At 71.8% G+C, this 24,662-nt stretch carries 27 protein-coding genes; 7 read left to right on the top strand and 20 right to left on the bottom strand.

Annotated elements, in window-relative coordinates:
- Positions 1-119 precede the first annotated feature (119 nt).
- From EOT10_RS05610 to EOT10_RS05595, 5 genes are all read right to left on the bottom strand, one after another.
- Entirely contained in the window at positions 120-506 is a 387-nt protein-coding gene (locus tag EOT10_RS05610) for a PPOX class F420-dependent oxidoreductase (RefSeq protein ID WP_127826927.1), read from the bottom strand.
- A gap of 320 nt (positions 507-826) precedes the next feature.
- Positions 827-1,003: a hypothetical protein gene (locus tag EOT10_RS41155; RefSeq protein ID WP_189491214.1), complete on the bottom strand. Its 177-nt coding sequence runs from the start codon at positions 1,001-1,003 to the stop codon at positions 827-829.
- Positions 1,004-1,045: 42 nt separating this feature from the next.
- Positions 1,046-2,017 (bottom strand): hypothetical protein, encoded by a 972-nt coding sequence (locus tag EOT10_RS05605; RefSeq protein WP_127826926.1) that lies wholly within the window; start codon positions 2,015-2,017, stop codon positions 1,046-1,048.
- A gap of 160 nt (positions 2,018-2,177) precedes the next feature.
- Complete coding sequence (ligA, locus tag EOT10_RS05600; protein WP_127826925.1) at positions 2,178-4,268, bottom strand: NAD-dependent DNA ligase LigA; 2,091 nt, start codon at positions 4,266-4,268, stop codon at positions 2,178-2,180.
- Between the two features lie 100 nt (positions 4,269-4,368).
- Positions 4,369-4,830, bottom strand: a complete 462-nt coding sequence (locus EOT10_RS05595; RefSeq protein ID WP_127826924.1) for a DUF4188 domain-containing protein — start codon at positions 4,828-4,830, stop codon at positions 4,369-4,371.
- 106 nt (positions 4,831-4,936) lie between these two features.
- On the opposite strand from EOT10_RS05595, the gene EOT10_RS05590 reads away from it, so the two are divergent.
- On the top strand, positions 4,937-5,578 hold the full coding sequence (locus EOT10_RS05590) for a MerR family transcriptional regulator (RefSeq protein ID WP_127826923.1): 642 nt from the start codon (positions 4,937-4,939) through the stop codon (positions 5,576-5,578).
- Between the two features lie 30 nt (positions 5,579-5,608).
- On the opposite strand, the gene EOT10_RS05585 is transcribed toward EOT10_RS05590, so the two are convergent.
- The 6 genes from EOT10_RS05585 to EOT10_RS05555 all read right to left on the bottom strand — a co-directional run bounded on the left by EOT10_RS05585 (position 5,609) and on the right by EOT10_RS05555 (position 10,842).
- A complete protein-coding gene (locus EOT10_RS05585; RefSeq protein ID WP_127826922.1) occupies positions 5,609-6,382 on the bottom strand; it encodes a sulfite exporter TauE/SafE family protein in 774 nt (257 codons plus the stop codon).
- Positions 6,383-6,423: 41 nt separating this feature from the next.
- Positions 6,424-7,176 (bottom strand): GntR family transcriptional regulator, encoded by a 753-nt coding sequence (locus EOT10_RS05580; protein ID WP_127826921.1) that lies wholly within the window; start codon positions 7,174-7,176, stop codon positions 6,424-6,426.
- 175 nt (positions 7,177-7,351) lie between these two features.
- Positions 7,352-8,263, bottom strand: a complete 912-nt coding sequence (locus EOT10_RS05575) for a D-2-hydroxyacid dehydrogenase family protein (RefSeq protein ID WP_127827326.1) — start codon at positions 8,261-8,263, stop codon at positions 7,352-7,354.
- A gap of 90 nt (positions 8,264-8,353) precedes the next feature.
- Positions 8,354-9,169, bottom strand: coding sequence for a 4'-phosphopantetheinyl transferase family protein (locus tag EOT10_RS05570; RefSeq protein ID WP_223280819.1), 816 nt, complete (start codon positions 9,167-9,169; stop codon positions 8,354-8,356).
- Between the two features lie 109 nt (positions 9,170-9,278).
- Positions 9,279-9,977, bottom strand: coding sequence for a ribonuclease H family protein (locus EOT10_RS05565; RefSeq protein ID WP_127826920.1), 699 nt, complete (start codon positions 9,975-9,977; stop codon positions 9,279-9,281).
- Positions 9,978-10,239: 262 nt separating this feature from the next.
- Positions 10,240-10,842: a TetR/AcrR family transcriptional regulator gene (locus tag EOT10_RS05555; RefSeq protein ID WP_127826919.1), complete on the bottom strand. Its 603-nt coding sequence runs from the start codon at positions 10,840-10,842 to the stop codon at positions 10,240-10,242.
- Between the two features lie 182 nt (positions 10,843-11,024).
- On the opposite strand from EOT10_RS05555, the gene EOT10_RS05550 reads away from it, so the two are divergent.
- Entirely contained in the window at positions 11,025-12,677 is a 1,653-nt protein-coding gene (locus tag EOT10_RS05550) for an amidohydrolase (RefSeq protein ID WP_127826918.1), read from the top strand.
- Positions 12,678-12,773: 96 nt separating this feature from the next.
- On the top strand, positions 12,774-14,027 hold the full coding sequence (locus EOT10_RS05545; RefSeq protein WP_431313258.1) for a hypothetical protein: 1,254 nt from the start codon (positions 12,774-12,776) through the stop codon (positions 14,025-14,027).
- An 80-nt stretch (positions 14,028-14,107) separates the two neighbouring features.
- On the opposite strand, the gene EOT10_RS05540 is transcribed toward EOT10_RS05545, so the two are convergent.
- Positions 14,108-14,614 (bottom strand): FBP domain-containing protein, encoded by a 507-nt coding sequence (locus tag EOT10_RS05540; protein WP_127826917.1) that lies wholly within the window; start codon positions 14,612-14,614, stop codon positions 14,108-14,110.
- A 394-nt stretch (positions 14,615-15,008) separates the two neighbouring features.
- Between EOT10_RS05540 and EOT10_RS05535 the strand changes: the two genes are divergently transcribed.
- Positions 15,009-16,223 (top strand): cytochrome P450, encoded by a 1,215-nt coding sequence (locus EOT10_RS05535; RefSeq protein ID WP_127826916.1) that lies wholly within the window; start codon positions 15,009-15,011, stop codon positions 16,221-16,223.
- 51 nt (positions 16,224-16,274) lie between these two features.
- Positions 16,275-16,469, top strand: a complete 195-nt coding sequence (locus tag EOT10_RS05530) for a ferredoxin (RefSeq protein WP_127827324.1) — start codon at positions 16,275-16,277, stop codon at positions 16,467-16,469.
- Positions 16,470-16,478: 9 nt separating this feature from the next.
- Here the strand turns inward: EOT10_RS05530 and EOT10_RS05525 are convergent, their stop codons facing one another.
- From EOT10_RS05525 to EOT10_RS05495, 7 genes are all read right to left on the bottom strand, one after another.
- Positions 16,479-17,351: a universal stress protein gene (locus EOT10_RS05525; protein ID WP_127826915.1), complete on the bottom strand. Its 873-nt coding sequence runs from the start codon at positions 17,349-17,351 to the stop codon at positions 16,479-16,481.
- A 75-nt stretch (positions 17,352-17,426) separates the two neighbouring features.
- Entirely contained in the window at positions 17,427-18,710 is a 1,284-nt protein-coding gene (locus EOT10_RS05520) for a polysaccharide deacetylase family protein (RefSeq protein WP_127826914.1), read from the bottom strand.
- A gap of 297 nt (positions 18,711-19,007) precedes the next feature.
- A complete protein-coding gene (locus EOT10_RS05515) occupies positions 19,008-19,460 on the bottom strand; it encodes an ATP-binding protein (RefSeq protein ID WP_127826913.1) in 453 nt (150 codons plus the stop codon).
- A gap of 140 nt (positions 19,461-19,600) precedes the next feature.
- Positions 19,601-19,972 (bottom strand): peptidase inhibitor family I36 protein, encoded by a 372-nt coding sequence (locus EOT10_RS05510; RefSeq protein ID WP_127827323.1) that lies wholly within the window; start codon positions 19,970-19,972, stop codon positions 19,601-19,603.
- A gap of 2 nt (positions 19,973-19,974) precedes the next feature.
- Complete coding sequence (locus EOT10_RS05505) at positions 19,975-20,538, bottom strand: hypothetical protein (RefSeq protein WP_223280869.1); 564 nt, start codon at positions 20,536-20,538, stop codon at positions 19,975-19,977.
- A 7-nt stretch (positions 20,539-20,545) separates the two neighbouring features.
- Positions 20,546-20,938, bottom strand: coding sequence for a hypothetical protein (locus EOT10_RS05500; RefSeq protein ID WP_127826912.1), 393 nt, complete (start codon positions 20,936-20,938; stop codon positions 20,546-20,548).
- A gap of 143 nt (positions 20,939-21,081) precedes the next feature.
- A complete protein-coding gene (locus EOT10_RS05495) occupies positions 21,082-21,498 on the bottom strand; it encodes a hypothetical protein (RefSeq protein ID WP_127827321.1) in 417 nt (138 codons plus the stop codon).
- A gap of 237 nt (positions 21,499-21,735) precedes the next feature.
- Here EOT10_RS05495 and EOT10_RS05490 point away from each other — a divergent pair, with 237 nt between their 5' ends.
- Positions 21,736-22,245 carry a mycothiol transferase gene (locus EOT10_RS05490; RefSeq protein WP_127826911.1) on the top strand — a complete coding sequence of 170 codons (510 nt, stop codon included), beginning with the start codon at positions 21,736-21,738 and terminating at the stop codon, positions 22,243-22,245.
- A 228-nt stretch (positions 22,246-22,473) separates the two neighbouring features.
- On the opposite strand, the gene EOT10_RS05485 is transcribed toward EOT10_RS05490, so the two are convergent.
- On the bottom strand, positions 22,474-22,761 hold the full coding sequence (locus tag EOT10_RS05485; RefSeq protein WP_127826910.1) for a DUF1905 domain-containing protein: 288 nt from the start codon (positions 22,759-22,761) through the stop codon (positions 22,474-22,476).
- Between the two features lie 187 nt (positions 22,762-22,948).
- Between EOT10_RS05485 and EOT10_RS05480 the strand changes: the two genes are divergently transcribed.
- Positions 22,949-24,637, top strand: a complete 1,689-nt coding sequence (locus tag EOT10_RS05480) for a chitinase (RefSeq protein ID WP_127826909.1) — start codon at positions 22,949-22,951, stop codon at positions 24,635-24,637.
- Positions 24,638-24,662: the final 25 nt, after the last annotated feature.

Genomic DNA, 24,662 nt, shown 5'->3' with positions numbered 1-24,662 from the left:
GCACAAACAATCAGCTTCGCGGGCGGTACGGTGTGTTCCGCACCAATTCCGCCCGCTGTCACCCGAGTTGACGCCCTGAATCGACGTGCCTCGTGGCCGAAATCAGGCGGGCCGGGCCTTCACTCCCCGAGGGTGATGCGGATGCCGACCGTGCCGCGCAGGCCACGCCGCAGCCGGCTGCCCAGCAGCGTCAACGTGCCGAGCAGGCCGTATTTCCGGCGGATCAGGGTGCGGTAGCGGGCGGTGACCTCGGGGGTGCAGATCTCGGCCGTGGCGGGAGTCTGCTCACCGGTCGGGTTTCCGCGGGCGTCGCAGGGTCCCACGAGCACGTCGCCGCGCTGCCGGATCCGCTTCACCTTCCACGAGTCGGCGACGGTCCACACCCCGAGCGAGGACCCGTCCCTGACCACCCAGACGGGGGTCGCCACCGGGCTGCCGTTCTTCCGGAAGCTGGTGACCAGCAGATACTTCCCTGCGCCGAGCCGCGCGAGCCGCGTGACATCCATGAGTCGAGTCTACGGCGCCGTGCCGGACCCCCGCCGGACCCCCGTCGGGCGGCCACTCCGGGTGTGAACGGTGCAACAAATTGTGAAGAAGGTGAAAGCTTTCTCCGCATCCGGGCGATCCGCGCGCGCCTCCGCGCCCGGGCCCGCCACGATGATCACGCCGCGCGCCTCCTCGTGGCATCCAGATCGGGGCGCGCAGGGCCAGGAGACTCCAGAAGCACCGACGCCTTCGGCGCTTCTGGAGTCTGCGCTCTTCCTGCGGTGCCGCGCCGGACCAGGACCGTCAGCGCCGAGCAAGGCTGTCCGCGCCGGAGGGGCTGTCAGCGCAGGGCCGCGGCCAGGAAGGTGCTGAGCGACAGGGTGAGCCCGACGATCGCCATCACGAGCGTGCCGTACTCGCGCCAGGCCCGGGGCCGGCGCTCCGCCCGGGGCGGATACCGGCCGCGGTGCGGGCCACCGGGGTCGAGGGGGATCTGCTGTCCGTGCGACTGGGTCACGCAGGGTCAACTCCCTTGCGGGGCAACGCGTTGCGCCCGACTTCAGCCACGCAGGAAGACTCCGTGGCGGGTTCGCATCCTCCGCAGCTCCCACAGGGCGACGGCCGTGACCGACAGCGGGCCGCCCAGCAGCGAGCAGAGCCGTACGGCGACCGGGCCTTCCGGCATGCCGTCCACGAACACGTTGACGACCGCCACCGCCCAGACCAGTACGGCGGTGAGCACGCCGGGCAGCATCGGGTGCACATGGGCTGTGTTGAAGGACGTCTTCGCGGAGTAGAGGGAGGCGAAGAAGAGGAAGGGGATACCCCAGACGATCATGGCCAGGAGGATGAGCGCCAGCGTGCCCGCGGCCCAGTGAGGGAGCGTGAACAGGTAGGCGCTCTTGGCCGTGGCCACCATCGCGCCGACGAAGACGGACACGGACAGCACGTACCAGGCCACCGTCCTGAGCGGTGCCCTGAGCCGGGAGCGCAGGGCCGGCCGCACGTGGGGAGGGGCGTACAGGATGAAGCCCAGGACGACGAGCGGGCCCGTGACGATCAGCAGGACGGGCGTGATGATGAGGTTGCCGACGCCGGAGCCCGCCGCTCCGCTCCACACCTCGTCGCCCTTGCCGTAGAAGAAGGCGATGGCGAGCGTGGCGAGGAGGCCGAGCACCGAACGGAAGAGCTGGACGCGCTCCACCACGGGGTCGTTGATGCGGACGCCGCCGTCCTGCACGAAGAGCCGGTCCGCCGCGTGGTGTGCCGAGTGGATGATCCCGGAGATGATGTTGAGGAACGGGACGCGACGCAGCGGGTTGCGGCGGCGGGGCGGCCGGGTCGGGCCGTAGGGGTACGGCCCGACCTGCGGCGGGATCGGCTGCGGAGGTCCGTACGGCCCGGCGCCGGGCTGCGGGCCGTAGGGGCCTGCGGGTGGTGGGCCGTACGGATTGCCCGGGCCCGGACCCGCCGGTGGCTGTCCTCCGTTGTTCTGGGGCCCGTATCCCGGTCCCCATCCCCCCGTTGCCATGTGTCCTCCGCGCCCGGCCGTCGAGGGCCGTCCGTTCCAGTGGGGCGCACGATGGAGCCCCTCGTCGGCCGAGCATTCTAGGCCACCGGTCACTTCAGGCCGGTCGCCTTCACCGCCTCTCCCCCATCCCGGGCCCCCGATCCCCCGGCGCCACCTCCCGTCAGTCCAGGAGGTCCGCGACGAGTTCGGCGAACTCGTCCGGCGTGGCAAGGCGGATGCCCAGGTCCTCGGCCTTGGTCCGCTTCGATCCGGCGCCCTCACCGGCGACGACGAGCCCGGTGCGCTTGGAGACGCTGGAGGACGACTTGCCGCCGGCGCGCTCGATCAGCTCGTTCATCTGATTGCGGCTGAGCTTCTCCAGAGGGCCCGTCATGGCTCCCGTGACGACCACCGTCATCCCGTCGAGCGGGCCCGCGGCGGCCTGTTCGCCCGACGCGCCGTCCTCGGTCTCGCCCTCGGGGGCGGGCGGGGTGGCGCCGGGTTCGGTCATGTTGACCCCTGCCGCGGCCAACCGGTCGATGAGCGGGGCCAGTTCGGCCAGTTCGGAGACGATGACCGGGGCCTTCTCCGCGCCGATGCCCTCGACGCGCTGCATGGCCTCGGCGTCCGCCGCGCGGATGTGGTCCATCGTGGCGAAGTGGCGGGCTATACGGCGGGACATGGACCGTCCGGTGCCGCGCACCCCGAGCGCGCACAGCACCCGGGACAGCGGCTGGGCCTTGGCGGCCTCGATCGCGGCGAGGAGGTTGTCCGTGCTGGTCTCGCCCATCCGGTCGAGGGCGAGCAGCCCGTCGCGGGTGAGGGCGAACAGGTCGGCGAGATCGGCGACGAGGCCCGCGTCGACGAGCTGGACGACGCGCGTGCCGCCGAGGCCTTCGATGTCGAGCTGGTCGCGGCCCGCCGCGTACGAGAGCGAGGCCACCACGTGGCAGTTCCGGCCGCGCTCGCAACGCCAGCGCTGCTCGCTCGTGTCGATGCCGGAGCCGCACTGCGGGCAGACCTCGGGGAACACGATCGGCTGTTCGTCGCCGGTGCGCAGGTGGGCGACGGGCGCCTCGATGCGGGGGATGATGTCGCCCGCCTTGTAGACCATCACGTGGTCGCCGATCCGCAGGTCGCGCCGGGTGATGTCGGCGGGGTTGTGCAGCGTGGCGTACGCGACCGTGCTGCCGTCGATGTCGACGGGGGTGAGGACGGCGCGCGGGGCGATGATGCCCGTACGGCCCACGTTCCACTCGACGTCCAGGAGGCGGGTGATCTTCTCCACGGCGGGGAGCTTGAACGCGATGGCCCAGCGCGGGGCGCGCGTGCCCGTGCCCGCGGCCTCCTGGTCGGCCGCGAGATCCGCCTTGACGACGATCCCGTCGATGCCGAACGGCAGCTCGGCGCGCAGGCCCGCGATGTGCCCGACCCGCTCCAGGACCTGCTCGACGGTGTCGACGGTGAGGCCCGAAACGTCCGTCGTGGCGGGGGTGTTGACGCCGAGTCCGGCCGCGCGGTCCATCAGCTCGCCGTGGGCCAGGGTGCGCAGCTCCTCGGTGTGCTCGGCAGAGGTGCCCGGCAGCGGCAGCAGGCCGTACGCGAAGAACGTCATCGGCACCGTGTACGAGCGCTCCTTGGCCCTGAGGGTGCCCGCCGCGGCGTTCCTCGGGTTCGCGAAGGGGGCGCCGCCGTGCGCCGTCCGCACCTCGTTCGCGTGCTCGAACTGGCTGATGGTCATGAGGACTTCGCCCCGCACCTCGACGGTGTGCGGTTCGGTGAGCCGGTCGGGCAGGCCCTCGATGGTGCCGATGGCGTGCGAGACGTCCTCCCCGGCCATCCCGTCGCCCCGGGTGATCAGGCGCGTGAGGCGGCCCTCGTGGTAACGCGCGGCGATGGCGAGGCCGTCCAGCTTGGGCTGGACGTTCCACCGGGTCACCTCGTGGCCGATCCGGCGGGCCACCGAGGCGGTCCAGGTGGTGAACTGCTCACCGTCGAAGACGTTGTCGAGGCTGAGCATCGGCACCGTGTGCGGCACGTCCCCCTCGACGGCGCCGCCCGCGACCTTGCCGGTCGGCGAGTGCGCAAGGACCTCGTCGGGGTGGTCCGCCTCGTAGGCCGCGACGGCCCTCACGAGCCGGTCGTACGCGTCGTCGTCGAGGGCGGACGTCCCGCCCGTGTAGTAGGCACCCGCCGCCTCGGACGCGTCGGTGACGGCCTGGGCGTAGGCAGCGGCATCGGCCAGGACGAACTCACCAGAAGTCGTTGTCATGGTGCCATCGTGCCTGGTGGCACTGACAATCCACTTGAGCGGCGCCGGGGCTAGGGCACGCCCTAGGGAGCCCCGGCGCCCGCCGTCGGCCGGGCCCGGGTCAGACCTTCAGCCGGTCCTGCGCCTGCACCCCGTCCTTGAGGCCCGCGATGCCGTAGGCCTTGCCGAGGCCCTGGGCCGGCATGTCGCCGTAGATCGTCTCGTAGGAGCCCTCCGGGACGACGTACGTCTCGTGCCAGAGCCCGACGTGTCCCCCGCTCTTGCGGACGTACCGGTTGACCCGCGCCCACCACGGGTGGTGGCGGCGCTGCGGCGAGGCGGCGTAGGCGAGCAGCTTCTCCTTCGACTCCCAGTACTGGACGACCACGTAGTTCCTCGGCGAGCTCGTGAGGAGGATGTGGTGCAGGAGTCCGAGGGAGCGGTCCGCGTTCAGCTCCCTGAGCATCATGGGCATCGCGAAAAACACCGGCAACCACCGGTGGACCGCCCAGAAGTGGTTGACCCGCATCCCGATGAGGAAGACCACCACGTCTCCCTGCGCTCCCGCGGTCGTCCGTCCCATATGTGTCTTCGTACTCATGTGACCCCCGATTCGGCGTCCTTGGAGAGTGCCACTACCCAGGCACCCGTGATTGGATAGTGACACTGTCCAACGAGGGGTGCAAGAGATGCGGCTCGCGGAACTCAGCGAATCGAGCGGGGTCCCCATCCCCACCATCAAGTACTACCTGCGGGAGCAACTCCTGCCCCCGGGGCGGCGGATCACGGCCACGCAGGCCGAGTACGACGACTCCCACCTGCGCCGGCTGCGGCTCGTCCGGGCGCTGATCCAGGTCGGCCGGGTGCCCGTGGCGACCGCGCGCGAGGTGCTCGCGGCCGTGGACGACGACTCGCTCGGCCGCACGATCCGCCTGGGCGCGGCGCTGTGGGCGCTGCCGCAGCCGCCCGAGGCCCCCGAGGACGACCCGGCCACGGCCGAGGCGGCGTCGACCGTCGACCGGCTTCTCGACGAGCTCGGCTGGGACACCGCGCGCGAGATCGGCAGCCTCTCCCCGTCGTACCGCACGCTCGTCACGACGGTGGCCACGCTCAACCGTCTCGGTTACCCGTGCGGAACACCCGAACTCACCCCGTACGCCCGGCACATGGAGCGGGTCGCGGAACACGACATCGACCGTCTCGACACGATCCCCGAAGAGGTGGAGAAGGTCGAGATCGCGGTCGCCGCGGCGATCCTGTACGAGCCGGTCCTGCTCATGCTGCACCGGCTCGCCCAGGAGGAGCACTCCGCGCGCCGGTTCGGTCTCTGACACCCGGCGGCCGACGGGCCCCGGACGGCGTCAGGAGTGGAAGGCGAGGTACGGGGCCAGCGCCAGGAGTGTTCCCACGAGGGCGTACTTGAGGCGGCGCGCCGGGACCGAGTGGGCGATCCGCCACCCCACGATCACGCCGGCCAGCTCGGGCACACCCACCAGCGCGGCGAGCCCCCAGTCGACCGAGCCGTGCAGCACGTACCCGACCGTGCCGATCGCCGCGATCACCACGGACTGCGCCTGCGCCGCGGCCAGCGCGGACAGCACGGGCAGCCCGCAGACGACCAGAAGGGGCACGCTCAGCATCGGCCCGCCCAGACCGAAGAGCCCTGCCGCGACCGCAACTCCGAAGCCCACCACGGAGATTCGCGTGAGCGGCACGCTCACCGGCTCACTCCCCACGGCCCCGGCGCGGCGCTCCCGCACCCACACCAGGACGCCGGTCACCGTGACGGCACACGCCAGCAGCATCCCGAACCCCCTCCCCGATACAAGGGTGTTGAGGAGGACACCGAGAGGTGTGCCGAGGAGAGCGGCCATGGCCAGGACCGTCGCCGTGCGCCGCGTGACGGCGTCCCGCAGCTGTCCCGAGCGGGTGTAGGCGGCCGTGCCGAGCGCGCCGGTCGCCACATGCGTGGCGATGGCGGTGCCCGCGACCCCGGCCGGGGAGAGCCCGGTCAGCAGGAACATCCCGATCGTGGGCAGCACACCGCCGGGCCCCACCGCGGTGATCCCGATGCCTCCCGCGAGCCCGAACAGAGCGAGAAGTACCAGGGTGAGGACGTCGAGGTCCATGGGCATGGGGGTGCCTCCGAGGGCGGCTTGGGAGGGGCGTACCGCGGTCAGTCGCGGGGCGGTACGGGGCCCCGGTGGACCAGGGCGTGCAGGGTGAACCGGTCGGCGCGCACCCGCAGGGACTCCGCGTCCACGGGGCGGCCGTCGGCCAGACACGTGAGGCGGTCGATCGCGAACAGGGCGGCGCCCGCGGGGATTTCGAGGAGCCGGGCGGTGTCCGGTTCGGCGGTGACGGCGTGCACGGTGACCTCCGCGCTGCCGAGCCGGTGTCCCGTGGACTCCTCGATGAGGTCGAAGACGTCCCGGTGGGCGAGGTCGAGGTCGAGGAGGGGGCGTCCGATGTCCGGGGCCAGCCAGGTCGAGTCGACGGAGAGGGGCCGGCCGTCGAGGCTCCTCAGCCGTTCGAGGTGGACGGCCTCGCTGCCGTCGGGGAGCCGGAGCCGTTCGGTGACCGCCTTCGGGGCGTGCGGCACGACCCGTGCGGTGCGCACCTCGTTCGTCACCGTGCCGTGGTCGACGAGCGTCTCCGCGAGGCCGGTGAGGCGTTCCAGGCCGTGCCCGTACTTCGCCGTCACGACCTGGGTGCCGATGCCGCGCCTGCGGATGACCAGTCCCTCGTCGCCGAGCAGCGCGAGCGCTTCCCTGACCACATTGCGGGTGGCGCCGAGCGCGTGGCCGAGCACGCGCTCGTCGGGCAGCTTCCCTTGTTCGTAGGCGCCGGAGGTGATCTGCTGCCGGAGCGTGTCGGCGACCCGCCGCGCCCTCTCGGCACGGGGCTGCGGTCCCTGTTGGTCGGACATGGGGTGCGTCGTCACCTCCTCTCGAAGGCCCGAAACTACCCCACCACCCGCCTCGCTCGCGTTACGCCGACGTTACGCCACCCATCGTGACCTGCGAAAACCGCTGAGCTGCGGGTTTGCCGAGCGATTTCTCGGTTACGCCGGGCAGACGGGCGGGAATCCGGCGACAGGTCGCTCACGCGGTGAGGACGCGGACCGGGGTCCCCGCGAGGAAAGCCTCGATGTCCTCGACCGCCCCCTCGAAGTAGCCCTCGTAGTTGCGGCGGGTGACGTAGCCGAGGTGCGGCAGGCCGAGGAAGTTCGGGGCGGTGCGCAGGGGGTGGCCGGCCGGGAGCGGCTCCATGTCGAAGACGTCGGCGCCGGCGCCCGCGATCCAGCCGTCGTGCAGGGCGCGCACCAGGGCGTCCTGGTCGACGATCGCAGCGCGCGAGGTATTGACGAGGTAGGCGGTGGGGCGCATGCGCTTGAGGTCGTCCTCGCCGATGAGGCCGCGCGTGCGGTCGCTGAGCACGAGATGGACGGAGACGAAGTCGCTGGTCTCCAGGAGCTCTTCCTTGGAGGAGGCGAGGGAGACACCGGCTGCCGCGGCGCGTTCTGCGGTGAGGTGCTCGCTCCACGCGGCCACCTCCATGCCGAAGGCCTGGGCGACCCTGGCGACCTTTGTGCCGATCTTCCCGAGCCCGAGGACGCCGAGCCGGCGCCCGTACAGGTCCGCGCCGAGCGTGCTCTGCCAGGGGCCGGCGTCGCGCAGGGCGTTGGCCTCGCGCACCACGTTGCGGGCGAGGCCGAGGATGAGGGCCCAGGTCAGTTCGACGGGCGGCTCGGAGTTGCTGGCCGTGCCGCACACGGTGACCCCGTGCCGGGCCGCGGCGGCGAGGTCGATGGAGGCGTTGCGCATCCCCGAGGTGATGAGGAGGCGCAGCTGGGGAAGGCGGGCGAAGAGGGAGTCGGTGAAGGGGGTGCGTTCCCGCATCGCCACCACGATCTCGCAGTCGGCCGTCGCCGCGACGACGGCGTCCTCGGTCGGCAGGTGGCGCTGGAGGGAGCGGACCTCGACGTCCGTCCCGACACTGGTCCAGTCCGCCATGGACAAGGCCACGCCTTGGTAGTCGTCGAGCACGGCGCAGCGCAGTCTGGTCAACACAACTCCCCTGAAGTTTCCGGTATACCGGAAACCCTAGTGGGTTCGTCCGCTGCCGGGCGGCGGCACCTGTCGCGGGGCGTGCGGCCGAGGAGCGTGCGCGTAGGTGTCGGGCAGGAGGCGCAGGACGGGCGGCGCGGCCTCGCGCAGGGCGGCCGCGGCGGCGTGGGTGGCGCGGTGCGGGCCGAGGTCGAGCGAGCGCAGGTGCCACCCGGAGGGGTGGACCGCGTCATGACGTGGACGTTCCCCCACGTAGTCGGCGTCCAGGGCGCGGGCGAGGCCCACGCCGACGCCCTTGAGGTAGGCCTCCTTGCGCGACCACACCCGGCAGAACGCCTCGGCACGTGACGCGTCCGCCAGCGCCGCCAGGTCCGCCCGCTCACCCGGATGCAGTTCCTTCACCAGGCCGTCCACGGATCCGGGGTCCGGTACCCGCTCGACGTCGACGCCCAGCGGGCCCGCCGCCGTGCCGATCAGGACGAGGCCTTCGCAGTGCGAGAGGGAGAAGTGGAACGGGGGGCGGGGGCCGGGCAGCGCCGGGCGCCCGTGCGGGCCGTCGCACTCGGGGCACGGCTCGCGGGTGAACCGGACGTCGCCGGGCGCGATCCCCAGTCCGGCGCCGAGGAGCCGGCGCAGCGCGATGTGTGCGGTCAGGTAGAGGGCGCGGTCCTGGTCCCGTACGAAGGCGGCGGCCCTGGCCCGCTCGTCCGTGTCGAGGCAGGATGCGTCCAGGACGGGCCGCTCTCCCAGGGCCGGGGCCCTGAGCAGCCAGAGGGACGGACCGCCGCTCCACGGGCCGGGCAGCGCCGGCTCGCCGGGTTCCACGGCTGTGTCGGGGGGCGCGGCGGTCACGCGGACCCCGGGGCGCCGGTCGCGCGGGATCCGGAGCCCGGACCCTGTACGCCGTACTCGCGCGGGGAGTCGGGGTGCTGCGGGCACGCCGCACCCCAGGTCACCGTGGTCATTCCGCCGCGCCCGCGCCCGAGCGGCACTCCGGGTGTCCCCAGCCCTTGGGGTTCTTGGCGATGGGCTCGCCGGCCGCGTAGGAGCGGCCGCAGGCGCAGCGGCCGGGGAACTTGGCGTTGAGCGTGCGGGCCGAGGCCGTCTTCGTACGAGCGGGCCGCTTCTTCGACGGGCCGCGGGAGGGGACGGTGTCGGGTGACGGCGGGGGTTCCGGGGAGCCGTGGTCGCTGCCGGCCGGGGCCTGCACGACGGCGGCCTGGCTCGCGGCCCGGTCGGCGAAGTCGTTGAGCCGGTCGCCGTCGACCTGGTGGGCGGGGACGTAGCGGAACTCGACGGCGCGGCCTTCGAGGAGCGCGTCGATGCGGGTGACGAGTTCCTGGTTGGCTACCGGCTTGCCCGCGGAGGTCTTCCAGCCGTTGCGCTTCCAGCCGGGCAGCCAGGTCGTGACGGCCTTCATCGCGTACTGGGAGTCCATCCGCACTTCGAGCGGCTCGCCCGGGTCGGTGGCGGCGAGGAGGCGTTCCAGGGCGGTGAGCTCCGCGACGTTGTTCGTCGCCGTGCCCAGGGCGCCGGCCTCCCAGCGGACCGGGGTCTCCCCCGCATCGGCGACGACCCAGGCCCAGCCGGCGGGCCCGGGGTTTCCTTTCGACGCCCCGTCACACGCGGCGATTACGCGTTCTGCCATGACACCGATCATGCCAGTGCCCACGCGCGGCGGGCACCACACCCCTCGCCGGGGCCCGGCCGTCAGGGCGTGTTTCGAAAGTAGCGTCGTCCGCCCGGAGGGCGGGCCCCGCGGCGTCTGGTGCGTGCGATCGCAAGGCGCCGGAGCGTCCTAGTGGCGGAGCCACTCGGACGTTTCGGCAACGCCGCATGGGGGTCCCCCCGCTCGAGCGAAGCCGAGAGTGGGGGAGTGCGTGCCAGACGCCGCGGGGCAGGCGGGACTTTCGAAACACGCCCTAGGTCCGCGCCACAAGCCGCCGCGCCGCGGACCGGGCCGTGGCCAGCACGGCGGACCGCTCGGACCCGCGCTGGCCGAGCACGATGCGGGTACTCAACCCGTCCAGCAGGGCGAGGAGTTGGGAGGCGCACTCGGCGGCGTCGAGAGGGGCGAACCGCCCCTGCCGGACCCCCTTGTCCAGGAGCGAGACGAGGTCTTCCTGCCAGCCCCGGTCCAGCTCGTCCTGGGCCTGCCGCAGCGCCTCGTCGGCGGAGGTGCGGGCCCACAGTTCGATCCACAGCGTCCATCGCGGGTCGCGCGGTCCGCGCGGCAGGTACAGCTCCATGAACTGGTCGAGTTTGCGGTCGGCGGTGACGCGCCTGTTCAGGAGCGCCCTGCGCTCGTCGGCGAGGCCGCTCTCGCTCCAGCGCAGGGCTTCGAGGAGCAGCCGGTCCTTGCTGCCGAAGTAGTACAGGATGTGGCCGCCGCTGGTGCCGAGGCGCTTGCCGAGCGCCGACATCGTGAGCGACGCGAGGCCGTCCTCGGCGATGGCCGTCATCGCCTCCTCCAGCATCCGCTCCTGGGCGACCTGTCCGTCGCGCCGTCGCGCCGTAGCCGCCACCGCCGCGCCTCCCTGATCCGTGGTCCCGACCGATCCGTGCTCCCGAGGCCCTGACCCTATCCGGCGATTTCCCTGGGGGGTCTTGACGTATGCGACGCGGAGGCGCATCTTGAATGCCGTTCAAGAAGCTAGAACGGCATTCAAGATGTCGTTCCGGTGCGACTTCCCAGGAGTTTCCGCTGATGTCCCACTCCCCCGCCCCCGCCGACCTCGTCCTGCGCGGCGCGCGCGTCCACACCGTCGACCCGGCCCTGCCCGAGGCGCAGGCACTGGCCGTGCGCGACGGGAAGATCGTCTGGCTCGGGGCCGACGCGGACGCCGACGCCTGGACGGGGCCCGGCACCGAGGTCCTCGACGCCGGCGGCAAGCTGGTCCTGCCCGGCTTCATCGACGCCCACAACCACGTACGCCTCGGCTCCGACGACGCGTGCGTGCAGCTGGCCGGCGCGGACACCCTCGACGAGATCCACGACCGGATCCGCGCGTGGCGGGGCGCGCACCCGGGCGCCGCGTGGATCGAGGCGGAGGCGTTCGACTACTCGGCGATCCCCGGCGGCCGCATGCCCACCGCCGCCGACCTCGACCCGGTGACCGGCGACACGCCCGCGTTCGTCCTCAGCTACGACGTGCACACCGCCTGGCTGAACACGGCCGCGCTGCGCCGCCTCGGCATCGACAAGGACCGCACGAGCCTGCCGTTCGGCGAGGCCGCGACCGACCCCGGGACCGGTGAACCCACCGGATTCGTCAAGGACTTCGCCGTGAAGGGCCTGTCGCGCGACGGGCACCGCGCACTGCAGCAGCTGGGTGTGCCGTGGGCCTCGGCCGACCGGCAGTACGGGCGTCTCGCCAAGTCCCTCGACGACGCGATCCGCTTCGGCATCACGACCGTCGTCGAGCCGCAGAACTCGCTCGACGACCTCGCCCTGTACGAGCGTGCCCGCTCCGAGGGCCGGCTCCGCTCGCGCATCGTCGCCGCGCTCTTCCACCCGCGCGGCACCACCGACGCCGACCTCGACGACTTCGCCGCGGCGGCGGAGCGCCACGCGGACGACCGGCTGCGCGTGGGACCGCTGAAGCTCTACATCGACGACGTCGTCGAGCCGCGCACCGCCGCGCTCCTGGAGCCGTACGCGGGCTGCGGCCACCACCGCGGGGAGACCTTCTACCCGCCGGAGGAGTTCGCGGACCTGCTCGCCAAGCTCGACGCGCGCGGCTTCCAGTGCTTCGTCCACGCGACGGGCGACCGCGGCATCCGTACGGTCCTCGACGCCGTCGAGCACGCCCGTACGGCCAACGGCGAGCGGGACGCCCGCCACCAGGTCGTCCACGTCGAGTGCCTCGACCCCGCCGACACCGCGCGCTTCGCCGCGCTCGGCGTCGTCGCCTGCATGCAGCCGCGGCACTGCGCGCCCGAGGTCGCCGGGCCCGGCAAGGACTGGGCGGAGAACGTGGGCACCGACCGCTGGCACAAGGCCTGGCCGATGCGCAGCCTGCACGAGTCCGGTGCCGTCCTGGCCTTCTCCAGCGACTGGAACGTGGCCGAGATGGACCCGATGGTCGGCATCTACACGGCGGTCACGCGGCGCCCGCTGGACGGCGGCGAGGCTTGGATGCCCGGCGAGACCGTGGACGTGGAGACCGCGGTGCACGGGTACACGATGGGCTCCGCCTACGCCAACTTCATTGAGCACGAGCGGGGTTCGCTGAGCATCGGCAAGGCGGCGGACTTCGTGGTCCTGTCCCGCGACATCCTGCGCGCCGCGCCCGAGGACATCCCGGGCACGGTGGCCGAGACGGTCGTGGTGGGCGGCAAGGTCGAGCACCGCGCGTAGGCCGTCATGCGGGCCGCCGAGTGCAAAACGGTTGATTAGGAGGGATAAAGTAGCGCGTCAACCTTCGTCCGCTCGTGACGCCTCAGGAGAACTTACGTGACCGCAGCGATCGCCCCGACCGAAGCGACCGAATCCGCCGTGACCGGCGTCGCGTCCGAGGAGGCCGTCCCGGCGCAGGCCGGGTCCGCCGACCCCGGCGCGGGAGCCGGGACGGAGGCGGGAGCCGGGACCGGCTCGGGAACGGCTCAGGCGCCGGACGAGGCGAACATCTGGATTCCGGGCGGGGCCACGGACGAGGCGCCCGGCCCCGTCACGGACGACGACGCCGCGGACGACGACGCCGCGGAGGACACGGCTGACGACACGTCGGAGGTCTCCGAGCTGGTCGCCGAGGACGCGCGCGCCTTCGGCGTCTACGCCCGGACCGGCGGCTGGGCCTTCGCCCTCATGGTCGCGCGCAGTGTGCGTCCCGGCGGACAGGCCGTGGGCGGGACGCCGAAGGTCTCGGCCCGGCGGTTCAGCGAGCTGGCCGGCTGCTCCGCCGAGCGCGTCATGCGCTTCTACAAGGCCTGGGACAGCGCCGCCGACGACGGGCTCGTCCCGCAGTTCGAGGCTCTGGCCCCGGGTCAGGAGGTCGAACTCCCGGACGCCGACGTCTGGTTGGCGTACTACTCCTCCCGCTCCAGCGCCGCCTCGCCGCGCGGCCACGCGATCTCCGCGGCCGCCGAGGCCGAGGGCATCCGCCCGACCAAGGCCCTGGAGGTCGCCGAGAACCCGACCGCCCTGCGCGCCGCGATCCTCGCCGACCCCGGCACCGCCGAGGCCGCCAGGAAGGCCCTGATGGACCGCCTGGAGGAGGACCCCGCGCTGCGCACCGAGCTGGTCAAGGACATCGTGCGCGCCGACGACCTGAAGAAGGCCGTCGCCGCCGAGGCGAAGACCGGGGACCGGGTCGAGTACGTCCGCCAGATCGCGGAGGTCGGCCAGATCAGGACGCCGGCCGGGCAGAAGATCGAGGCGCCGCGCGAGCTGCGCGAGGAGGCCGAGCGGCACCTCTCGCTCATCGACGAGCTGGACGGCGACGAGGAGGCGGGCGAGTGGGCGCGTGAGGCCTACGACAGCGTCCGCGAGCTCGTCACCAGGACCGTCGAGAGCGACCCCGAGCTGCGGGTGAAGGAGCGCAGGGCGAAGTTCTACAACAGCCTGCAGAAGGCGACGAAGGTGTTCGAGGAGCTGACGCTCGACGACGCCGAGGACGACGTCTTCGAGGACGACATGCTCAAGCGCCTCGAAGACCTCCAGCAGGCCATCGCCTCCTGCATCTCGGCGATCCAGGCCAAGGTCCAGTAGAGGGCCCGGCAGAAGAGGTAGAGGGCCCGGCAGAAGGGCTGGCAGAAGGGCCGGTAGCACCCAAGGTCACCGGGGCGGCATCACGCCGCCCCGGTGACCTTGGCGGTGAAGGCGTCGAGGTTGGTCATGGTGCGGTCGATCCGCTCGTCGAGCGAGAGCGACTCCTCGTAGCGGCCGGCCCGCAGCCTGGGCTGGCGCTTGCCGCGCAGGTAGAGGGAGCAGGCGAGGTCCGCGCAGAGGTAGATGCCGACGGTGTTGCCCTCCCGTCCGCGCACTCCGGCCAGGGGCGCCGCCAGGAGGGCGACACCGGAGGAGGCGTGCCCGGTCAGGCACACCTGGCACAGGCTGGACTTCACGGCGCTGGTCCGGCCCACCGAGGGGACCCGCAGCGTGATGCCGAGCGGTCCGTCGGGGCGGGGGCGCACGAGGTGGGCCCGCAGGGGCGCTCCCGGGTCGATCCAGCCGAGGAAGTCCAGGTCGTCCCAGGGGAGCTCGGCGAAGTCGAGGGGGAGCTTCATCCGGGCGGCCTCGCCCTTCGTGCAGTTCACGAAGGATTCCCGGATCTGTTTCTCGTTCAGTGGTTCCACGTGCGGCGACGATACCCACCGCTTCTCGCACGGGCATCCGGATTTCCCCGGGGCGCGCGAGCGTGACACGCCCGCGGGGCGGGAACAAGCCGCGCCACGCCCGACGGCACCCCATCGGCTCCGGCCGCCGGGCGCCCGCCGCGACCACCGCGCCGGTCCACGGGCACGCCCCGACCTGACACGACGCCCCCCCGGCCGCACCACAACGGCGGGGTTCGGCCAGATGTCCACCGGGGCCGGACTGGCCGGTCTGCCCGTGGACGAATGGATGCCCGAGGCATCTAATGAAGATCACGAAGGAAGCTCCAGGGAAGCTCCAGGGAAGCTCCTAGGAAGTCACCCAGGGAAGTTCCTGGCAAGCCACGAGGAAGACATACCGCCTGCGAGGTCAGCCATGACCGTGACACCCCCCACGCCGGACACCGTCGCCTACCCCCAGGACCGCACGTGTCCCTACCACCCGCCCGCCTCCTACGACCCGCTGCGCTCGGCGCGCCCGCTCTCCCGTGTCTCGCTCTTCGACGGGCGGACCGTGTGGGTGGTCACCGGACAGTCGACCGCGCGCGACCTGCTCGTCGACCCGCGCCTGTCCACCGACCGGCAGAACCGCGCCTTCCCGATGCCCACCGAACGCATCGCGAGCGTGCGCAACCGCCGCATCGCCCTCCTCGGCGTCGACGACCCCGAGCACAACGCCCAGCGCCGCATGCTGATCCCGAGCTTCACCCTCAAGCGGATCACGGCGCTGCGGCCCCGCATCCAGGAGACCGTCGACCGGCTGCTGGACGCGATGGCCGAGCAGGGTCCGCCGGCCGAGCTGGTGAGCGCCTTCGCGCTGCCCGTGCCGTCCATGGTGATCTGCGCCCTGCTCGGGGTGCCCTACGCCGACCACGACTTCTTCGAGGAGCAGTCACGGCGGCTGCTGCGCGGGCCGGCCGTGGTGGACACGGAGGAGGCGCGCGTTCAACTGGACTCGTACTTCGGAGAGTTGATCGACCGCAAGCGTCGCGACCCGGGTGACGGGCTCCTCGACGAGCTCATCCGGCGCGGGCAGGGCGACGGCTCCGTACGGGCACCGGACCGTGAGGAGCTGATCAGCCTCGCCACAGTGCTGCTCGTCGCGGGGCACGAGACGACGGCGAACATGATCTCGCTCGGTACGTTCACGCTGCTGCGGCACCCGGACCGGCTGGCCGAGCTGCGCTCCGCGGACGCGCTGCTGCCTTCCGCCGTGGAGGAGCTGCTGCGCTTCCTGTCCATCGCCGACGGCATCCTGCGCGTCGCCACCGAGGACATCGAGGTCGCCGGCGAGACCATCCTGGCGGACGACGGGGTCATCTTCTCCACGTCGATCCTCAACCGCGACGGCGACACCTACACCGCCCCCGACTCCCTCGACTGGCACCGCCCCTCACGCCACCATCTCGCGTTCGGCTACGGGGTCCACCAGTGCCTGGGGCAGAACCTCGCCCGGGCCGAGATGGAGATCGCCCTGCGCTCGCTGTTCGCGCGGTTCCCGGGGCTGCGTCTGGCGGCGCCCCCCGAGGAGATCCCTTTCAAGCCGGGCGACACGATCCAGGGGATGCTCGAACTCCCGGTCACCTGGTGACCGCCCGAACCCCAGAACCGAACCCGAGCAGCCGTGAGAGAGGCGCAGACCGTGCGGATCCGGATCGACAAGGACAGGTGCGTGGGGGCGGGCATGTGTGCGCTCACCGCGCCGAGCGTGTTCACGCAGGACGACGACGGCTTCAGTGAGCTCATCGAGGGCCGCGACGACGGCGCCGGTGACCCGCTGGTGCGGGAGGCGGCCCGCGCCTGTCCGGTGCGGGCCATCACCGTCGCCGACGCCTGACCGGGACGCTCAGACGGGCGGGACCACGGCGACCGGGCAGGGCGCGTGATGCATCACGGCGTGCGCGACGGACCCGATCCGGGACCCGACCGCCGAGCGTCGGGCGCGACGGCCCACGACCACCAGCTGGGCCCCCGCGGCCGACGCGAGAAGCACCTGTCCCGCGCTGCCGATCTCGACGTGCTCGACGACCGGCACTTCGGGATACCGCTCCCGCAGCGGGCCGAGCGCCTCACCGAGCGCCTTCCCCTCGTACGGTTCCATGCCGCCCGCGTCGTCGAGCAGCTGCAGCGAGGCGGGGCTGTAGGCGTAGAGGGGCGGGAGCGTCCAGGCGCGGACGGCGCGCACGGTCGCGCCGCGGGCGGCGGCCGTGGCGAAGGCGAATTCGAGGGCCGCCCTGCTGTCCTCGGGTTCGCCTTCCTGGCCCACGACGATCTCGCGGCCGGCCGCCTCGGGTTCGGCACGGTCGTCGGCTCTGACCAGGACGACGGGGCGGCCGGACCCGGCGACGACCTGCTGGCCGACCGACCCGACCAGGAAGCCGACGAACGCGCCGTGCCCCCGGGAGCCGAGGACGAGGAGATCCGCGTCCTCGGCGGCGGCGAGAAGCGCGGGCACGGCGTCGCCGGACGGGGATCCGGTCGACACGGAGAGTCCGGGGTGGGCGCCCGCCACGACCCGCCCGGCCTCCTCGGCGACGCTCCTGGCCCACTCGGCCTGCGCCGCCGCGTCGGGCGCGGACGCCGCCACGTCCGGCAGCGGCGTCCAGGCGTGCAGCAGGTGCAGCGCGGATCCGCGGCGGACCGCTTCGCGCGCCGCCCAGGCCGCCGCGGCCGCGCTCTCCGGCGACCCGTCCACTCCCACGGTGATCCGACCGGTCATGCGCCTGCCCCTCTGTCGCTGATCATGTCCCTTCCAGTGTGCGTCGGCGGGCTGACATCGTGTCGGCGAACGGGCTCAGGCGCGGGTGCGCGCCGTGCCCGCCGACGTCGCGACCGCCCCGCCGAGGAACCGCGCCCAGCCGCCCGCGGGCGCCTGTCCCACCTCGAGCGAGCGCAGCCGGTCGAGGACGTTCGGGTCCTGGACGTCCAGCCAGTCGACGAACTGCCGGAAGGACACGAGGCGTACGTCCTTCTTGCCGGCGATCTGCTTGAGGGCGGACTCGACGGCGTCCATGTAGATACCGCCGTTCCAGTCCTCGAAGTGGTTGCCGATGAAGAACGGCGCCCGGTTCGTCTCGTACGCCCTGTTGAAGCCCGCGAGATACGACTCGGTGGCCTGCTGACGCCAGCCGTCGTAGTTGTAGGACGGCGCCCGGGTGGAGTTCTTCGACTGGTTGGCGAGGATGTTGTAGTCCATCGAGAGGACTTCGAAGCGGTGGCCGGGGAACGGGATGCCCTGGAGCGGCAGGTCCCACAGTCCGTGGCGCTTGCCGGGCCAGCGCTGGACGCCGCCGGGCGAGGAGGCGTCGTAGCGCCAGCCGAGCTCGCGGGCGGCGGGCAGCAGGTTGTCCTGGCCGAGCAGACAGGGCGTGCGGCCGCCGATGAGTTCCTTGTCGTAGTCGAACGGCAGGGGGTCGTGGTCGTGCCAACCCGTGTTCGTACGCCAGGACTTGATGAACGAGCGGGCCTGTTCGATCTCGCTGCGCCACTGTGCGGGCGTCCAGTGGGCCACGGAGCCGGAGCCGGCGCAGAAGTGGCCGTTGAAGTGGGTGCCGATCTCATGGCCGTCGAGCCAGGCCTGGCGGGTGTACTTCAGCGTCTCCTTGAGGTGGGCGTCGGTGAGGTACCCGATGTCAGAGGCGCCGACGGGGTTGTTCGGCGGGTCGTAGAGCCGCTTCTTCGACTCGGGCAGGAGGTACACGCCCGACAGGAAGAAGGTCATGTGGGCGTCGTGGTTACGGGCCAGTTCGAGGAAGCGCGGGAAGAGTCCGTTGCCGACCTCGCCCGCGCCGTCCCAGGAGAAGATCACGAACTGCGGTGGCGTCTGGCCCGGTTCGAGCGGGGTGGCCGCCTCGGGCTGCTTCGGCTGCCTGCCGGTGAACGCGGTCGAACCGTCGCCGATCAGCCGGGGCGCCGTCTTCGTGCCCGGGTGGGCGACCCGGTCGGGCTGGCGTCCGGGGCCTGCGGGCGGCCGGGCGGACTTCTGGTCCGCCCCGCATCCGGCGAGCCCCGCGGCGGCGGCGCCCAGTCCGATCCCGAGTCCCAGGCCCACGGCGCTTCTGCGGCTGATCTCACTCATCGGCATCCCAACCCGCGTCCACTGGGGACGCGTTGCGCGACCCCCCTGGCAACACACGCACCGTAAGTCGGATAAGCAGACAAATTGCTCATTTAGGGCGGCGCGGCGGGCAAAGTGCTGACCATGCGGCGGCGGGGGTGGGGGGCCGTGGGCGGAGCAGACGGCGGCGGCCGGGGCCGGGCGCGGAGCAGTCGGCGGCGGGTCGGAGCGTGGCGGCCGGCGGAGAGGGCGGGACGGGGCGGCCGACGGAGGGGCGGGCAGAGCGGCCGGCGGCCCCTCAGGCGAGAACCCGTTCGATCAGGGGCGCAGGCTGAAGACGGCCTTGATCCACTTTCCGACGGGTACCCGCTCGACGATGACCTCGGTGGCGAGGGCGTGCACTATCTCGAGACCGTGGCCGCCGACACGGCCGGGATCCCTGACGAAGCGGCGAGGTACGGCGACGCTGCTGTCGTAAACGGTGACGGCCACGGCGTCCCGTGATCCTTCGAGGTCGAGGACGTACGGGCCGTGGCTGTGGCGGTCCGCGTTGGTGACGAGCTCGCTGACCAGGAGCAGCAGGTCACCGCGCGACCTGGCGTCGATGACGGCGCACCATTCCGACCGCAGCTGCTCGAGGAACACCTCGGCGAAGGCGCGTGCGTCGGCGATGCAGCCCGGCTCTCCGGTGTACTGGGTCGCCCGGCGCAGCGGCTCGACGGGGTCGGCAGCACCGGTCGGGATCAAGGCTCCGTCCAGGTACTCGGTCATGCGGTTCTCTCTTGGGTCGGTCGGCACAGTAACTCCCCTGCAGCCATCCTGATACCCAGTGGCGCGTGCGGCAGTCATAACCGGCGGAACGGACGGCGGAGGCCGCCGTCCGTTCCGTTCCGGTCATCCCGGGTGCGAGGTCAGCACTCCATTTTCCACGTATGGGAGTCGCCGCTGTCGTTGCCCCAGCTGTCGGAGGCGATCTCCTGGCCCGGACCGAGGCAGACGGTGCCGAGGCCGATGAGGCCCGGGTTCTCGTAGACCTGCACGTGGTCCTTGATGCCGGGGCCCGAAATGCCATGGTTCGCCCAGGACGAGTCCTGGTCCTGGATGGGGTCCTCCCAGTCCTCGTCGTCGCCGGACCAGTTGGTGCGCTGGCCGCCGAAGTCCGCGTCCGTCCAGGCGCAGAACTGGCCGCTGGGGCACGAGGCGCCGAAGGCCGCGGACGAGGTGGCGACGGTGCCGCCGAGGGCGAGGCCGACGGCCGCGACGAGCGCGGCGGAGTGCTTGATGATCACTGGGTCTCTTTCTGTTGCTGCTGTCGCTGGTGGGTGAGGAGGTCGGTCGCGCGGACCAGGGCGTGCTCCCGCAGGCGCCGCCAGTCGGCGACTTCGGTGCGGTGCCTGGCGCGGACCGAGGCGAGGCTGGTCTCGCGGTACGCCGCTTCCGGCTTGAGGTTGTTGACGACGGTCGAGACCTGGAACCAGCGGCGCTGGTCGCCGTAGAGGGTGCGCTGCGCCGAGGCCAGGCAGCCGTCGGTGTGGGCGCGCACGGAGTAGCCGGTCGGCAGCTTCAGGGAGAGTTCCGCGGGGCCGGCGCCGAAGAGGGCGTCGGTCAGGCGTTCTTCCTGGGCGTCCGTGCCGGGGTGCCTGCCGGGCCGTGGCGGGGTGAGCCCGCGCGCGGTGAGGCAGTGGTCGGTCAGGAGTCGGGTGGCGGCCCTGACGGTGTCGTCCGGGGAGAGCGGGGGCCCGGAGGCCGGGGCCGCGCAGCCGGTCAGGAGCAGGCCGCTCAGGGAGAGGGGGCCGAGGAAGGTGCGCGCCAGGAGCCGGCGCGCCCGGGGCGGCGGTCGGTGGGTCATCGGCGGATCAGCCCACTTCGCAACCCATCGTGTTGTCGCTGACGCCGTCGAACTTGGTGGCCCACGCCTCCCAGTTCTCGTCGTAGTCGTCCTTGCGGATCTCGCGGTAGAGGCAGCCGCTTCCCGGTCCGTAGCTGATCGCGTAGATGGTGCCGTCGACGCGGGAGTCGAAGGAGTAGGCGTGGCGCTGGGTGCCGTTCTCGGCTTCGGCGTAGCCGGGTGGCGCGTAACACCAGGCGTTGCCGTGCATTCCCGGCTCGGTCCAGAAGCAGACCTGTCCGGGGGCGGCGGCGCGGGCGGATCCGGTCGGGGCGGTGGCTCCCGCGGTCGGCGCTGCGAGGGTCAGCGCGGCGGCGACGGTGGCGAGGGCGGTGGTGAGCAGTGTTGTTCCACGGTGCATTCGTGCGGCTCCGAAAATGTGGGGGCGATGCCGTGCATGACGACAATCCCCCCGCATTTCCGCAGGTAAGCGCGGCTCCACCCGTACCGGCTACTTGTCATATGGATACCGGGGCGATCAATGGCGCCGGTGAGGGGCGCTGCTCAGGGGCGGGGAACGAGCGCGGGCATGGCGGCGCGGGTGCGCTGCATCCGCAGGGCGTCGACCGACTCGGCGAGGAACTCGTATTCCGTGGTGTCGTCGCGTGTGATCAGCCGGACGAGCTTTCCGGTGGCGAGTTCCTCGGCCACGCGTTCCTGCCGCTCGATATCTCCGCACCAGGCGCGCAGCGCGCCGGGGACATCGGGCACGGTGTCCGCGACGGGGGTAATGGCGTGTTCGGGGAAATGCGGATTTCCGGGGCGCGGATCGAGCCGTTCGGCTATCCAGGAAGCGCGGTCGCGAAGCCACCACATCGCGAGCGGCAGGGTGGGCGCGCGATACGTTCCGAGCGGTACACCGACGCGCTGACCACCGCAGATTCCGTACGCGGTGACATGGCACAGGAATTCGTCGTGCATGTTCTCCCCCGTCGCGTCGTCCGCCGCCCTGCGGGCCTCGCTTTCATCCGAAGTGATCCATTCACCGCCGACCGGCAACTGCGCCGTTCAACTGCCCCAGATGACGAGTATCGACACTTCCGACGCGCTGTCACCACGCCTTTCCGGCCAGCCTCCTGGCATATTCAGGGGTCCGAATGGCCGGAATGGAACGGGTGTCCGGGTGTGAAATCCCCGCCGCCGAGGAAGCAGCACGTCATGCACTCCAAGGACGTTCTCACCGACGCGTTCGGCCGGATCCACGAAACGGTTCACTCCGCCGTGGAAGATCTTTCCGCCGAGGAACTCAACACCCGGCTCAATGACGACTCGAACTCGATCGCGTGGCTGATTTGGCATCTCTCGCGCGTGCAGGACGATCACATCGCGGACGCGTCCCGTTCCGATCAGGTATGGCTCGGCGACGGCTGGGCCGAGCGCCTCGATCTGGGCCTGCCACCCTCGGACACGGGGTACGGCCACAGCGGCGGACAGGTGGCCAAGGTGCGGGTGCCGTCGGCCGATCTGCTGCTCGGTTACTTCGACGCCGTGCACGAGCGCACCCTCGCCTACGTGGCAGGACTCACCGACGAGGACCTGGACCAGGTGATCGACGACACCTGGTCGCCGCCGGTGACGCTGGGCGTGCGGCTGGTGAGTGTGATTGCCGACGATCTCCAGCACTCGGGGCAGGCCGCCTTCGTGCGCGGCGTTCTCGAACGCCTCTGAAGTCCGCGCGCGCCCCGTGTGAATCAGGCACACCTAGCGAGAGTGTTCGCACGCTTCCAGCCATCGGAACGACGCAGTCCACTAACGAGTGGAACCCCGCACAGGATGACGGCTCCTGCGCGGAGGGGCCGCCGGCCACTCCCTACCCACGCCCAGGCCGGCGGCCCCGTCTCGCTCCACCTCACCCACCCCCCGGCCCGCTCCCCCTCACCCCGGAGCGGGCCGGCCTCATGCGCCGAGCCGCTCCTCAAGACGTACGGTGACGCGGTCCCCCGCCTCCTTGCCGATCGCCTTGCGCACATCGGCCTTGACGGGCAGCTTGTGCCGGCCGTCCCCGAGAGCCATGAACGAGCTCCGGAACGGATGGCCGTCGACCGTGCCCCTGACCTTGACCAGGCCGCGTGTGCCGAAGAAGGCGGCCGATTCGGGCCAGACGACATAGGTCCAGCCGCCTTCCGTCGGGCTCTTCTCCAGGACGGCGCTGAACTCCTCGTTCAGATTGCTGGACGTGCTCATCTCTGCCTCCTCGGCATCTTCCGTCACTTCTAGGACCGTCGACGCCCACGGAACTCATCGCTTCTCGCAGCGATCCCGGCGCGGTCGAGGTCTTGACAACTCCATTGGTCTGGACCAGCTTTGGGCTCTACAGCGGTGGCCACCGTTCACTCCCGCCCCCCTTCCACTCCCCCACCGGAGGCAGCACGTGAACCGTCCACGCAGATGGATCGAGGGCGCGCTGGCCGTCACCGCGGCCACCGCGCTCGGCGTCACCGCCCTGGCGACCACGGCGCAGGCCGCCGACGTCAACGTCGCGAGGAACGCCGGGTTCGAGTCGGACCTGAGCAACTGGACCTGCTCGGCCGGCACCGGTTCCGTGGTCGGCTCCCCCGTGCACGGCGGCGCCAAGGCGCTCAAGGGCACCCCGACCGCGCAGGACACCGCCCAGTGCTCCCAGGCCGTGGCCGTCAGGCCCAACTCGACGTACACGCTGAGTTCCTGGGTCCAGGGCAGCTATGTGTACCTCGGTGCGAGCGGCACCGGCACCACCGACGTGTCCACGTGGACGCCCGGCTCCTCCGGCTGGCAGCAGCTGAGCACCACCTTCACCACCGGCGCGAACACCACGTCCGTGACCGTCTACACGCACGGCTGGTACGGGCAGGGCGCGTACTACGCGGACGACGTGAGCGTGCTCGGTCCCGACGGCGGCGGGGGCGGTGGCGATCCCGTCGTCGTACCCGCCGTGCCGGCCGGGCTCTCCGCCGGCGCCACCACCACGTCCTCGGCCGACCTCTCCTGGAACCCGGTCACCGGCGCCACCGGCTACAACGTGTACCGGGACGGCTCCAAGGTCGCGTCCGTGAGCGGCGCCTCGGCCACCGTCACCGGGCTCACCGCCGGCACCTCGTACAGCTTCCAGGTCAGCGCGACCAACTCGGCCGGTGAGTCCGCGAAGTCGGCGGCCGTGACCGCGACGACGAAGGCATCGGGAGGCGGCGGAGGCGGCACCGTGCCCAGGCACGCGGTGACCGGCTACTGGCAGAACTTCGACAACGGCGCGACCGTCCAGAAGCTGCGGGACGTCCCCTCGCAGTACGACATCATCGCGGTGTCCTTCGCCGACGCGACCGCCACACCCGGGCAGATCTCCTTCACCCTGGACCCGGCCGTCGGGTACGCGTCGGCCGCCGACTTCAAGGCCGACATCGCCGCCAAGCAGGCCGCGGGCAAGTCCGTGATCCTCTCGGTCGGCGGCGAGAAGGGCAGCATCTCCGTCAACAGCGACGCGTCGGCCACGGCGTTCGCCGACAGCGCCTACGCCCTGATGCAGAGTTACGGGTTCGACGGCGTCGACATCGACCTGGAGAACGGCCTCAACTCGACGTACATGTCGAAGGCGTTGCACCAGCTCGCCGCGAAGGCGGGTCCGAAGCTGGTGCTCACGATGGCGCCGCAGACCATCGACATGCAGTCGACGTCCGGTGAGTACTTCAAGACGGCACTGAACGTGAAGGACATCCTCACCGTCGTCAACACCCAGTTCTACAACAGCGGTTCGATGCTGGGCTGCGACGGCAAGGTGTACGCGCAGGGCTCGGTCGACTTCCTGACCGCGCTCGCCTGCATCCAGCTGGAGGGCGGCCTCGACCCGTCCCAGGTCGGCCTCGGTGTCCCCGCCTCGACGCGCGGCGCGGGCAGCGGCTATGTGGACCCGTCGGTGGTCGGCAACGCCCTCGACTGCCTGACCCGCGGCACCGGCTGCGGTTCCTTCAAGCCGGGCAAGACCTATCCGGGGCTGCGCGGCGCGATGACCTGGTCCACGAACTGGGACGCCACGGCGGGCAACTCCTGGTCGAACGCCGTCGGACCCAAGGTGCACAACCTCCCGTAGGGGGCCTCTGGCGGCGCGCGCTCCT

The sequence above is a fragment of the Streptomyces antnestii genome, from assembly GCF_004005495.1.
GTDB classification, from domain to species: domain Bacteria; phylum Actinomycetota; class Actinomycetes; order Streptomycetales; family Streptomycetaceae; genus Streptomyces; species Streptomyces antnestii.
The sequence above is the reverse complement of the archived record's forward strand: the minus strand, read 5'-3'. Positions and strand labels throughout refer to the sequence as shown.